Raw genomic sequence first — 12,137 nt, forward strand, 5'->3', positions numbered from 1 at the left:
TTAGTGTTCGATTTCGTGTTTTTTCTGCTGTGTAATGGCGTTCTGGCGCTCCTGCTCATGCTGCACCTGATAGATGCTGTAATGGATGGCCCAGAGCTTTTTTGTGTCGGCGTACAGCGGCGTAATCTTTTGCTGCAACGCCTGATATTCGGTTTCCAGCTTGGATTTCTCCTTCCGCCACGCATAGACGGGGAGTTTCCCGTCTACCCACTGATTTTTCAGCTTGCGATCGGCCATGTAAAATGTCCGCAGCACATTCTCATGTTCGGCCTTGTATTTCTGGCGGAAGGTATCAAAACGGATGGTTTTCAGCTTGTCGGCAACGGGTTTGCCCTGCTGGTAATAGTCCGCCATGCGGAGCAGCTCGTCCAGCTTCTTGATACGGGTCTGTTTCCCGGATGCGGATTCTTTCAGAGAGTTAATCTGTTCCTGCATAGCGTTCAGCAGCGCGTCCAAATCCTCGGTGGTGCGGAGCTGCTTGGATTCCAGATAGCTGACGGTTTCCGAAAACTTTTTCAGATTTCCGAGCTTGGCTTTGCCGCTGTATGCACCCTTATTGCGGGTGTCATAGTAGGCGGACAGCAGTTCCACCAGCGTAGGCGGCTGGGGCACGGAAAGCTCGGCTTTGACATCTTTCAGCCAGCCGATCAGGGATGCGATTTTTTGCTTTGCCTCCCGCAGCATGGCGTTAGTTTTCCTAATCCAGCGGTTGAGGTCGCCTTTGTCGGTACGGATACCCTTTTGCTCCATCGCCTTGACGGTAGGGCCTTCGTGGACGGTGGGTAACTGCTCCACACCCTGACGCTCATAGCTGCGATGGTCGATGCGGCAATCCAAACCTTTCTCCGCGAATTTGGCGTTGCACAGCTCCGCCCATGCCTGCCGCCAATGTTCCAAGGTGTCGGGGCTGCCCCAGTCGGTGGTGGGCACAGCGTTGAACACATAATCTCCAGCCTCGTCCCGGATGCGCTCGCCGTGTTCGTCCAGCACATATTCCCGGCGCTGCTTGCTGCCCCACCGGCCGTCCGGCAAGATGGGCCGGATGGGGCACAGCACATGGAAGTGCGGGTTCTGGATGCCGCCGTCATCTCTGTCTGGCTGGTGTACGGCGAAATCCACCACCATGCCCCGGCTCACAAACTGATCCAATAAAAACTGCCTTGCAAGGGCAATGTTCTCCTGCGTGGAGAATTCATTCTGCAAGGCAATGTCAAAACTGTATGCAAGCTGGGCTTTCTTCCCGTGCTCGGCCTTCTCTACGGCGTTCCAGAGGGTTTCCCGGTCTGCATATTCTTGCGGGGCGTGGGGCGGCAGCAGGATTTCAGAACAGACCACGCCGCCCTTGCGGGTGTAGTCGCTGTCCTCGCCGTAATATTCACTGTGCAGCTTCTCGCCGGAACGGTAGGCGGCGGACGCCACAACTGACTGCCCGGCGCTGCGTTTGATCTGTGTCACGTGAAAATGATATAGCGCGATCGATTATCCCTTCCCTTTCTGCTCGGCGGCGTTGTGGGCGCTGACGGCGGACATGAGCAAACTCTTGACTTCCGGCAACGAGAGAGCCTTTTCCGCAAAGGTGTAAAACTCGGTTTCAGTCAAAACCTTTACCAGCGGCTCTACGCTTTCGATGGCCGCGCCGCGAGTGATGAGGCGGTGTGCCCGCTTGCGGCGGTCGCCTTTTTCGTAGTAGCTGCGGCGGTTTTCAAGTTGCTGCTGTCTGTGTTGGAGCTGGGCAAGCTGTCGTTCCTTGGCGGAAATTTCAGTGTCCAGCTCCGAGATGATTTTCTGTTTGGGCATGGTGCACGACCTCCTAAAAAATTGGTGTGTAAAAACAAAAAGACCGCCTACCGAAAAACGATAAACGGTCTGGGGAACATATTCAAAACTTTGCGGGCGGTGCTGTTTGCGTCAGCAAATTGCACCGCCCACAAAGTGCGCAGGGATAGCCGCATAGCGGCGCAAGGGGTGCAGCCCCTTGTTCGGAACGAAGTGACGCAAAACAGCCCGGACATTTGCTGTCCGGGCTGTTCGCCTCGCAGAGCGCACGATACAGGGCTTGCCTCTGTATAGAAGTGCGCCCTTGTTACCAAGGGACTACTTGTCTGCTTTTTGAGCCTTACGCTTGCTAATATTTCTTATATAGCGACATCCCTTAGTTTTATAATTTGAACATCCGAAAAAGTCACCATAGGGACCGCTTCTGCGAACAAGGCGACCGCCGCACAAAGGGCAAGTATATTGTTCTTTGCGCATATCATCTCCATGAACTTCATCAACTTCTTTTATGAAAACCGACTCGTTCCCTTTGAGTGTGACAAGCCAGACCTTCTTTTTTGCTCTCGTTATCGCAACATAGAACAGCCGGCGTTCTTCTGCAAACGGATAATGATCACAGTTATCAAGAAGAAGCTGCAAAATAGGAGCATCAGCAATTTGGCTTGGGAAGCCCATGCCGTGTGCCTTATTATTCAGTAAGAACACATAATCAGCTTGTAGCCCCTTTGAGCTATGTATTGTCATGAAAGAAATTTGCAAGTCAGGGCGTCTAGCAAAAGTAACTTCTGTTCTCCCAAGCGCAGTGCTATACTGATATGAAAACTGGCGCTGCCCATCCAGAATTTTTATATCAAATCGGTATCTCCCAAGGAATAATACTGAACTTCCCTTTGGCAATTCTTTGAGCCTTTCAGCAAGGAACTCAACAGAATACGCATCTGTATATCCCGTGATTTTCTCCATTGAGAAACTGTGATCCGCTACGGCACTTTTTAATCGCTTCCTTTTTTGCTCGGGGTTCTTCATAATGAAACTACTGCTAACAGAGATCAAACTTTGAGGGAAACGGTAGGTTGTTTCGATACGACTTATTTCCGAAGCACCCCAATATTTTTCAAAATGGAGAATAAATCCAATATCACTGCCACTAAACCGGTAAATGCTTTGCCAGTCATCGCCCACGCAGAACAGGTGGTAATCTTTTTGCTGGCGCATTTCAGCAAGCAGACGATAGCGAGCCTGAGAAATATCCTGATATTCATCGACGATAACATAATTGTATGAGTGGATAAATTGCCCTCGCTGAACATAGTCAGAAGCCAAATTGATCATATCATTAAAATCAATTTCGTTGCGGGCCTGAAGCATGGTTTGATAATTGTTATAGATCGGCTCAATTAAATCTATAACAGCATCAATACTAGGGAAATTCCTAAGACTATGATTTCTACTGCGCACTTCGTCGAGTGAACAATTATTGCTTTTAGTCAAAGTAATGACTGTTCCAAACAATTCTGCGACTCGGTCAAGTTTTTGGTTTTCTGTGCCGCTGATTTCCGACCACATATCTTTGGGAGACATTGGTGTAAATACAACACCCGCCTTTTTAAGTCGTTCCTCTAATCTGGGCAAAAGCTGTTCTTCAAATTTTTCATAGGCGTAGACTTCGATCATTCGCGTACCATTTTTTCGATGTAACTCGCGTTTCCATTTGATCCCCTCCTGATATGCTTGAGCTGCTGACATTCCGTTTTTCCCAGAGAAATAGGCTGGAACCTCTCCTTGACGGTTAATACCGAAATATTCTATATATACGTCAAAGTTAGGAAGATAAAAATCAGGGTAGTATTGCCCAAACTCAGAAGTTCTCGTATCAATCGGGTATTCCTGCTCATACACATAAGTAATTCCATTTTGCGTCAGGAAATTGGCAATATCCAACTCGCCATAGCTTTTCACTGTTTCTTTTTTTAGTGTTATTGGTGGATTATATTTCAGATAAGAGCGGTATTCTTCCTCCGTTTCAAAATCAAACTCGGACTTCTGCTCTACTCCATTATAAGTCAGATACACGCACAATTTTCTCAAATAGCCCAAGTCTTGTGTCAGCATATCCAACTGCTTTCTGACAAATTGACGAATGTCAGAGGAATAAATTTTGGGCTTTTTCCCTTGCACAGACGCAATAATATCTAACCCCAATTTATGGAATGTCTGTGCATGAATCGGTCTGCCAATTTCTTTGTTTAATCGTTCACTCATTTCTGCGGCAGATGCGTTGGTAAATGACAGAACTAAAATGTCGTCCGGCATACAGATTTTCTTTTTCAGAAGATATTTGACATAGCCGATGATGGTAGTGGTTTTTCCAGTCCCTGCCCCGGCAAGAACAAGATGATTGTGGACTTCCTTTGTGATACATCGAAGTTGTTGTTCGTCAAGCATTTTCCCCTCTACGGGTAAAATCAGTTTCGCTGCATCCGCCGCTTTTTGACTTGCCAACTGGTTGTTATGTGCTTGCAATTTGGATGGGAGCTGCTCATAAATTTCAATAAACCGAGGAGCAACATTGCGAATTTTGCGGCCAGATAAACCAATAGAGAATAATAAGCCATGTGTTTTCTTTTCCGCAGTACAATATGCCGAATACCATTTTTCCTGAAAATTTTTAACTACGCAAGGATCTAGGAATTGTTGCTGCGAATGCCATAAACTCTTTTCTTCTTGCAGAGCCTCGTCCATTTGCATAAGAAGTGCGTCATCATCCAAATCTTTTGGAAGAACTGCATCTGCAATATTTGATAGCATCTTACTCCAAAAGTCCACGACAACGCCTCCTTCAATTTCTCTATTTTAAAAATAATTATATCACTTAAGAGCGAATATTTCTACCGATTATAATTTGTGGAAGCAATTATCTCCCATCCTTTCCGCGCTTTTCCCAAACAATATTATACCCCAGTACATCGGCCAGCTCCACCGCCTCGCCGTAGCGCAAGCTGCCGCGCTTCAGTTTGTCGGACAGATTCGGGACGCTGCTGCTCCAAACGTATTCATCGGCCAAAATTTCCACGGCCTCGCTCATGGTCATGCCCGCCCGGATGATGTACGATTTGATTTCGTTTCGGTAAATCTCTTTGCTTTTCACAGTTTTGCCCTCCTTTTTTCGTTTGCCCAATGATGAAGCCGGTGCGCTGATGAGCGTACTGGGTTCATCGCTGGGCAATGGATAATGGTATGCGACTAACTGTTTCCTCTGCCGTATGCGAAGCCCTGTTCACAACTGTCAGGCTTCGGTTTCACTGTTCCGCATGGATTTTCGCGGAGTAGGAAAGTTGTACGCCGAACAGCGTACTCGCATCGCTGCCTGGCGTATCGTTCTTTGATGGCGTTATCAATGTGAAAACGCCAGATTTTTCGCTGTTTTCACTTCATTTGAAAATATCGCTGCATTTTCGCCGTCCTTCCCGAATGCCGTTCCTGCCCCTGCCTTCTCAGCGGCGTATTCCGGCATTGGCACGCTCCCCCGTGCTTTCAAACACATGGGGTCATGGCGCTGCTTCCCCTGCCGGGGGTATCCCATTCGGACGGTCATATAATTTTCAAGGTACTGTTGTCTCCCGACAAGTACAGTTTAACGAAAAATCGGGCCTGTTCCCGTATATCCAAGAGGTTGGAAAATAGGTGCGAAAAGCGGAAATTTCCACGCTTATAGAAATCTGTGCTATAATGGGAAGCAGAACGAGAGGGGGCGTGGATATGAACATCAAGCTGACAATCCCGGAGCGGCTTAAAGATTTGCGGACAGAGCGCGGTCTAACGCTGGAGCAACTGTCCGAGGCAACGGGGATTTCCCGTGCTGCCCTCGGCAAATATGAGACAGACGATTTTAAGGACATTAGTCCGTTCAGCATCGCGGCGCTGGCAAAGTTCTATGGGGTATCCGCCGATTACTTAATGGGATTGACGGAAACAAAAAATCACCCAAACACAGAGCTGGAAGCCCTGCATTTGGGTGATGGTGCGATTGAGGTGTTGAAGAATGGACAGTTTAACCACCGGCTGCTGTCGGAGCTGATCTGCCACAAAGATTTTCAGCGTTTGATGCTGGATGCGGAAATCTATGTTGACCGCATTGCAGATATGCGGATCAACGACATGAACGCCGTGCTGGAAGCCGTGCGTCAAATGGTGCTGGCAAAGCGAGAGGATAGTGCGAACGATCTCTATCTCCGCACACTGGAATTGTCGCAGGTGTCGGAGGAAGAATACTTCGGTCATGTGGTTGCAGATAGCCTGACAGGGATACTCCGCGATATTCGGGAAGCCCACAAAACCGACAGCACAACAGCAGACGAGCCATCCGCCGCTGCACAAGCCCAGCAGCAGTTGCAGATCGCCATGAACTTTGAAGGCAGCAGCGACGAAAAGAAGGCGCGGGCGTTTCTGGCGACTTTCGGCATTGACTATGATGCCATCACAAAGGAGCAGTTTATCACGCTGATTGAGATACTGCGGTTATCAAAGCACATGAAAAGCCCCATAAGCCAGCGTGGCAGGGCCAGCATGACACACGGGAAAGGAAAAAGAAAGCGTAAATAGGCAAGAAAATACGCCGTATCCAGCAAAATCTGCTGAATACGGCGTATTTCTTCGTTGCCCAATCCTGCCTGACAGATGCCATAATCGTAATTCTTTCAAATCACTTTCTTATGAGCACCTGTCCCAAGGCAGGGGGATTTTTTGTCCCCAAAACCGCCTGTATACCGATGATTTTGTAGAATAATGGAGAAAATATACAAATAGTAAATCTAGCGAGGCGGCTTTTTCTCGCTCCACCTTTGTGCTACAATGAAAAAAACGCCGCGAAAGGGATGAAGCGAAGATGAAAATAGTGGTGATGGACGGCCATGCCCTCGACCCGGGGGACCTGGGCTGGCAGGGCTTTGAGGCGCTGGGCGAGTTCGAGTATTACGACCGCACCCCGCCCCAGCTCATCCTGCCCCGCATGGCGGGGGCCGGGGCGGTGCTGGTGAACAAGACCCCCATCACCGCCGCCACGCTGGCCGCCTGCCCGGACCTGCGCTACATCGGGGTGCTGGCCACCGGCTACAATGTGGTGGACACCGCCGCCGCGGCGGCAAGGGGCATCCCGGTGTGCAACGTGCCGGACTACGGCGCCGAGGCGGTGGCCCAGTTCACCTTTGCCCTGCTGCTGGAGCTGTGCCACCGGGTGGGAGACCACAGCCGGGGCGTGCACGACGGCGAGTGGTGCCAGAAGACGGATTTCTGCTATTGGAACACCCCCCAGCGGGAACTGGCGGGCCTTGTCTTCGGCGTGGTGGGCTACGGGCGCATCGGCCGGGCGGCGGCGCGCATCGCCCGGGCCTTCGGCATGAAGGTGCTGGCCTATGGGCCGCACCTGGCCCCCGGCCCCCTGGAGGACGGCGCCGAGGCGGTGACCCTGGAAGAGCTGTTTGCCGCGGCGGACGTGGTCAGCCTCCACTGCCCCCTCACCGCCCAGAATGCCGGCATGATCGACCGGCAGGCCATCACCGCCATGAAGCCGGGGGTGCTGCTGCTGAACACCGCCCGGGGCCCGCTGGTGAACGAGGCGGACCTGGCCGCCGCCCTCAAAAGCGGACGGGTGGCGGGGGCCGCGCTGGACGTGGTGAGCGCCGAGCCCATCCGGGCTGACAACCCCTTGCTGGGCGCGCCGAACTGCATCCTCACCCCCCACATGGCCTGGGGGGCAAAGGCCGCCCGCCAGCGCCTGATGGACACGGCGGTGGAAAACCTGCGCAGTTTTCTGGCGGGCAGGACCGTCAACGCCGTCAACCTGTGAAGCACCGAAAAAGCGCCCCCGCCGGTTTCCGGCGGGGGCCCTTTCCGCATTATCGTTCCTGCTCCAGCAGCGACTGGCGCAGCGAGAGCACTGCCGCCTTTTCGATGCGGCTGATGTAGCTGCGGCTGATGCCCAGAAGGTCGGCCACCTCCTGCTGGGTCATGGGCGGCTGGCCGGAGAGGCCGTAGCGCAGCAGCACCACCTGCCGCTGCCGCCCCGAAAGGCCGTCCACCAGCTGCCGCAGACGGGCGGTCTCGTCCCGGCGCTCGCAGTCCTCGTCCAAAAGAAAATCGTCCGGCACCACGTCGATCACCGTCAGGGCGCTGCCGTCCTTGCCCGCCTCGATGGGCTCGTTCATGCTCACGGTGGCGGGGGCCTTCTTCTGCTTGCGGAAGCTCATGCGCACCTCGTTGTCGATGCAGCGGGAAGCGTAGGTGGAAAAGCGGGCCTGCTTTGTGTTGTCGAAGCTGTTCACCGCCTTGATGAGCCCGATGGTGCCGATGCTGATGAGGTCCTCCGCGTCGCCGGGCAGGGAATAGTATTTCTTCACCACGTGGGCCACCAGCCGCAGGTTGTGGCGGATGATGCGGTCCCGGGCGGCCATGTCCCCCGCCTTGAAGGCGGCAAAGGCCTCCACCTCCTGCCGCGGCGTCAGCGGGCGGGGAAAGCTGCCCGTCTCCAGATGCAGCGCCAGATACAGAATGTGCGAAGCGATAAAGCTGAAAAATACCCCAAACATAAAACAACCCTCCCTGCCATAAAGGTATGGCGGGAGGGCGGTCCTGTATGCCGGGGCGCGGGGCTTATTTCAGCTGCAGCCCGTCGTGGAAGGCGCGGCCGGCGGTCTCGCCCAGCGTGCGGTAAAGGTTGTGGATGGGGTCGAAGGTGATGGGCCGCAGCTTGGCCGGGTCGATGCGGCCGGCCTCGTCCAGCACCGCCTCGTCGGCGCTCACGTTCACCACTTCGCCCACCAGGCGGCAGCTCTCCGGGTCGTAGCTCACCAGACGGCACTCCACTGCCATGGGCAGCTCGTCGATGAGGGGCGCGTCCACAAAGGGCGAGGGGGTGACGTGCCAGCCCGCCTTTGCCACCTTGTCCGGCACCTTGTTGCCCGACTCGATGCCCACATAGTCGCAGGCGGCCATCTGGTCCGCGGTGGCCATGCTCACGGTGAAGGCCTTCCGGGCCAGGATGTTGGCAGTGGTCTTGTGCCCGGCGCTGATGCAGAAGGAAAGCTCTTTGTCATCGCTCACGCCGCCCCAGGCGGCGTTCATGGCGTCGGCGGTGCCGTCCTCGTTCCAGCTGGCCAGAATGAACACCGGCTGGGGATAGGTCCAGGGTTTTGCTCCAAAATTTTTGCGCATGGGTCTCGTTCCTCCTTGTGGCCGGCGTCATTCCGCTGCGGAGCCGCCCTGCCGGCCGCGGCGCTGCTCCACCATCTCTACGAACCATTCTACCATATTCGGGTCCTGATGGGAGAAAAACGCGCTCTGTTTTTTGTCCAGCGCCGCGATGGCCTCCATCTCCTCCCGGCTGAGGAAAAAACCGAACACGTCCAGATTCTCCCGCATGCGCTCCACATGGGTGGACTTGGGGATGACCACCACCCCGCGCTGCAAATGCCAGCGCAGCATGACCTGGGCGGCGGTCCTGCCGTGGCGGCGGCCGATGTCCGTCAGCACCGGGTGGGTGAACAGGCCGCCCCGGCCCTCGCCGAAGGGGGCCCAGGCTTCCGGCTGCACGCCGTACTTTTCCATCCATTTCAAGGCCTCGGCCTGCTGGTGATAGGGATGGATCTCCACCTGGTTCACCATGGGGCGGATGCGGGCAAAGATGGCCAGGTCCACAAGCCGGTCCGGATAAAAGTTGGACACGCCGATGGCCCTCACCCGCCCTTCGTCATAAAGTTCTTCCAGCGCGCGCCACGCGCCGTAATAGTCGGCAAAGGGCTGGTGCAGCAGCACCAGGTCCAGATAGTCCACGCCCAGCTTCTCCATGGAATCCAGCACCGAGGCCCGGGCGGCCTGCTGGCCGTAGTGCTCCACCCACACCTTGGTGGTCAGAAAAATATCCTCCCGCGGCACGCCGGATCTGCGGATGGCGCTGCCCACCTGCGCCTCGTTGAAATAGCTTTGGGCGGTGTCCAGCGAGCGGTAGCCCGCGCCCAGCGCGTCCAGCACGCAGCGCTCGCACTCCTGCGGGCTCACCTGATAAACGCCGTAGCCCACCATGGGCATCTTCACCCCGTTGGAAAGAGTCGTGTATTCCATCGCATTTTCCTCCGTTTCTGCGCACATCTGCTCCCCCTTGCACCGCGCCGGGGGATGTGGTATCCTCAGTGTAGCACCCGGTAGTTACTACCGGTCAAGCCCCCGTTTGTGAAGAAAGTGCGAAAGGAGAGGGCCCCATGCTCTATTCCATGAAAGAGGTCTGCCAGCGGACCGGCCTGAACTACGAGACGCTGAAGTTCTACTGCAACCAGGGCCTTGTGCCCAACGTCAAGCGGGACGGCGGTAACCGCCGGGTGTTCGACGAGCGGGACCTGGCCTGGCTGGAGGGGCTGGGCTGCCTGCGCCGCTGCGGGCTGAGCATCAAGGAGATGCAGCACTATGTGCAGCTGTGCCTGCGGGGGGAGGCGTCCATCCCGGAGCGCAAGGTCATTCTGGCCGAGCGGCGCAAGGCGCTGGAAGAGGAGATGGCCCGGCTGCAAAGCGCGCTGGAATATCTGGACAGCAAACAGGCCTTCTACGACGAGGTGTTGGCAGGGCGCAGACCCTATGTGAGCAACCTTCTGCCCCAAAAATAAAAGGGACCCCCGCAGGCTTTCAGCCCGCGGGGGCCTCTTTATGAAAAAGCGCCTCACAGGCTCTCTTCCAGCCTTTTTAAAGCGGCGGCAAACGCGGGATGCTGCCACAGTTCCGGCTCGCCCGTCTCCCCCTGGAGGTCCTCCAGCATCTCCCGGCGCATGCCCTCCAGCAGCACGCGGCGCATCCCGGAGGGAAAAACGTCGCCGGGCTTTGCTTCGCAGTCCAGCGCCGGGGCGAAGAGGTCCGGGTCCGGCCGGGGCAGGGGAGAAAGAAGCTGGTCCACATAGCGGGAGAAATGCTCGGCGGCCTTGTCCCATTCGCCGGCCTTTCGGTGCGCCTCCACCAGAAAGCCCTCGCTCAGGTCGGCCAGTCCGAAGGTGCCCGCCAGCGCGCGGTAGACCCCCACCATCTTTTCCTGGCGGCGGGGCTCTTTTTCGCTGCCCAGCAGGAAGGAAAGGGTGGTCATCGCCTTGCTCACCGCCGCGTAAAGCTGCGTCTGAAGCAGCTTTTGGGCCTCTTGCTCCTGCCCGCGCTTGCGGTACAAAAGCGCCCGCACGGCGGTGGCGTCCCCCGGGTGCTCGGGCAACTCGTCCAGCAGGGCTTCGGCCCGGTCCGGATCGTCCTCCGCCAGCGCCAGACCAGCCAGCTGGATGGTGGCCGCCTGCCAGTAGGCCGCCGTGCCCGAGGCGCGCACCCGCTCCAGCAGTTCCCTCTTGAGGGCGCGCCAGCGGGCCTTCTGCTCCGGCTGCGCGTCGGGGAAGAACATCTCAAAGCCGTCGCACACCATGGCCGCGTTGAATTGCAGGGCGGTGCAGCCGGGCCAGCGGCACACCAGCCGCCGCAGCTCCTCCTCGCAGGCATCGGCCCCCTTTTGGGGCAGAGTTTCCATCAGCGCGTTGATCTGCCGCGCCACTTCCTCGTCGGTCAGGGCGGCCTCGAATTGCAAAAGGGCGTCCACGGTGGTGTTCAGCGCCCGCGCCAGGGGGCACAGCAGCGCCACGTCCGGGCAGGAGGCGTCGGTCTCCCACTTGCTCACCGCCGGGCCGCTCACTCCCACCAGCGCCGCCAGCTGCTCCTGGGTCAGCCCCCGGCTTTTGCGCAGAGCGGCGATGGTGGAGCCCATCTTCAAGGTGTTGGTCTGTTCCATAAAGCGTCGTCCTCTCTTTGTTCCGTTTGCGCGCGCTTTTTTCTGCCTTTATTGTACCCCACGGTGCGCTGTGCGCCAAGAGAGGCGGATTCAAGTGCCGGGCAGATTTTTCTGAACGGCGCTCAAGTTCTGAAAAAAGCGCCCGGCGTTCATTCGCCGGGCGCGGCCTGTTCCAGCTTGTCCAGTTCCCGGCCGATGAGCTCGCCGGCGAGGCAGAAAGCCTCGATGCGCCGCCGCGCCAGGGTGAGCTGGGATTTGCAGCGGGCCGGGTCGCCCTTGGCCTCCAGCGTGAGCACCGTCTGGCGCAGCTTGTGCACGGTGGAGTCGATCTGGCGGCGGGCCTCGGTCAGCTGTTCTTTGGAATAGTCCATTCCTTCTCCTTTCAAACGCGGCCCTGCCACACCCGGGCCAGAATGTTCCCGGGCGTCGGCAAAACGCCGGCATACGCATTGTTTCTTTGCCAGTATACCACCCCGGCGGAAAAAGGCCACCAACCAAACCTGCCAGTTCCGCCCGTTTTCTTGACGGCGAAAAGCGGAGGAAGTATAATCTCTCTATTAGA

12 protein-coding genes are annotated in these 12,137 nt (G+C 56.1%); 3 read left to right on the plus strand and 9 right to left on the minus strand.

All coding sequences use genetic code 11. The features are described from left to right. The 4 genes from mobQ to ACMI1Q_RS09115 all read right to left on the minus strand — a co-directional run bounded on the left by mobQ (position 1) and on the right by ACMI1Q_RS09115 (position 4,867). Entirely contained in the window at positions 1 to 1,476 is a 1,476-nt protein-coding gene (mobQ, locus tag ACMI1Q_RS09100; RefSeq protein ID WP_270912914.1) for a MobQ family relaxase, read from the minus strand. A 3-nt stretch (positions 1,477 to 1,479) separates the two neighbouring features. After that, positions 1,480 to 1,797 carry a DUF3847 domain-containing protein gene (locus ACMI1Q_RS09105; protein WP_270912821.1) on the minus strand — a complete coding sequence of 106 codons (318 nt, stop codon included), beginning with the start codon at positions 1,795 to 1,797 and terminating at the stop codon, positions 1,480 to 1,482. A 297-nt stretch (positions 1,798 to 2,094) separates the two neighbouring features. Then, positions 2,095 to 4,602, minus strand: a complete 2,508-nt coding sequence (locus ACMI1Q_RS09110) for a UvrD-helicase domain-containing protein (protein WP_419503552.1) — start codon at positions 4,600 to 4,602, stop codon at positions 2,095 to 2,097. 88 nt (positions 4,603 to 4,690) lie between these two features. Beyond that, positions 4,691 to 4,867, minus strand: coding sequence for an LLM class flavin-dependent oxidoreductase (locus ACMI1Q_RS09115; RefSeq protein WP_270912913.1), 177 nt, complete (start codon positions 4,865 to 4,867; stop codon positions 4,691 to 4,693). Between the two features lie 668 nt (positions 4,868 to 5,535). Between ACMI1Q_RS09115 and ACMI1Q_RS09120 the strand changes: the two genes are divergently transcribed. Both ACMI1Q_RS09120 and ACMI1Q_RS09125 read left to right on the plus strand, forming a co-directional pair. Further along, positions 5,536 to 6,378 (plus strand): helix-turn-helix domain-containing protein, encoded by an 843-nt coding sequence (locus tag ACMI1Q_RS09120; RefSeq protein WP_270912812.1) that lies wholly within the window; start codon positions 5,536 to 5,538, stop codon positions 6,376 to 6,378. Positions 6,379 to 6,661: 283 nt separating this feature from the next. Beyond that, positions 6,662 to 7,621 (plus strand): D-2-hydroxyacid dehydrogenase, encoded by a 960-nt coding sequence (locus tag ACMI1Q_RS09125; RefSeq protein WP_419503553.1) that lies wholly within the window; start codon positions 6,662 to 6,664, stop codon positions 7,619 to 7,621. Positions 7,622 to 7,670: 49 nt separating this feature from the next. Here ACMI1Q_RS09125 and ACMI1Q_RS09130 read toward each other — a convergent pair whose 3' ends face one another. From ACMI1Q_RS09130 to ACMI1Q_RS09140, 3 genes are all read right to left on the minus strand, one after another. Then, entirely contained in the window at positions 7,671 to 8,360 is a 690-nt protein-coding gene (locus ACMI1Q_RS09130; protein ID WP_330056956.1) for a sigma-70 family RNA polymerase sigma factor, read from the minus strand. Between the two features lie 64 nt (positions 8,361 to 8,424). After that, entirely contained in the window at positions 8,425 to 8,985 is a 561-nt protein-coding gene (locus ACMI1Q_RS09135; RefSeq protein WP_419503554.1) for a flavin reductase family protein, read from the minus strand. Positions 8,986 to 9,012: 27 nt separating this feature from the next. Then, positions 9,013 to 9,891 carry an aldo/keto reductase gene (locus tag ACMI1Q_RS09140; RefSeq protein WP_419503555.1) on the minus strand — a complete coding sequence of 293 codons (879 nt, stop codon included), beginning with the start codon at positions 9,889 to 9,891 and terminating at the stop codon, positions 9,013 to 9,015. A 137-nt stretch (positions 9,892 to 10,028) separates the two neighbouring features. Between ACMI1Q_RS09140 and ACMI1Q_RS09145 the strand changes: the two genes are divergently transcribed. Continuing rightward, positions 10,029 to 10,427 (plus strand): MerR family transcriptional regulator, encoded by a 399-nt coding sequence (locus ACMI1Q_RS09145; protein ID WP_394981046.1) that lies wholly within the window; start codon positions 10,029 to 10,031, stop codon positions 10,425 to 10,427. Between the two features lie 53 nt (positions 10,428 to 10,480). Here the strand turns inward: ACMI1Q_RS09145 and ACMI1Q_RS09150 are convergent, their stop codons facing one another. Together ACMI1Q_RS09150 and ACMI1Q_RS09155 are read right to left on the minus strand one after the other, a co-directional pair. Further along, the gene (locus ACMI1Q_RS09150; RefSeq protein WP_419503556.1) at positions 10,481 to 11,575 is read right to left on the minus strand and encodes a helix-turn-helix domain-containing protein; all 1,095 of its coding nucleotides are present in this window, start codon (positions 11,573 to 11,575) and stop codon (positions 10,481 to 10,483) included. Between the two features lie 149 nt (positions 11,576 to 11,724). Next, positions 11,725 to 11,946, minus strand: a complete 222-nt coding sequence (locus ACMI1Q_RS09155) for a hypothetical protein (protein ID WP_419503557.1) — start codon at positions 11,944 to 11,946, stop codon at positions 11,725 to 11,727. Positions 11,947 to 12,137 lie beyond the last annotated feature (191 nt).

It is taken from the genome of Candidatus Allofournierella excrementavium, assembly GCF_048526665.1.
GTDB lineage: Bacteria > Bacillota > Clostridia > Oscillospirales > Ruminococcaceae > Allofournierella_A > Allofournierella_A excrementavium.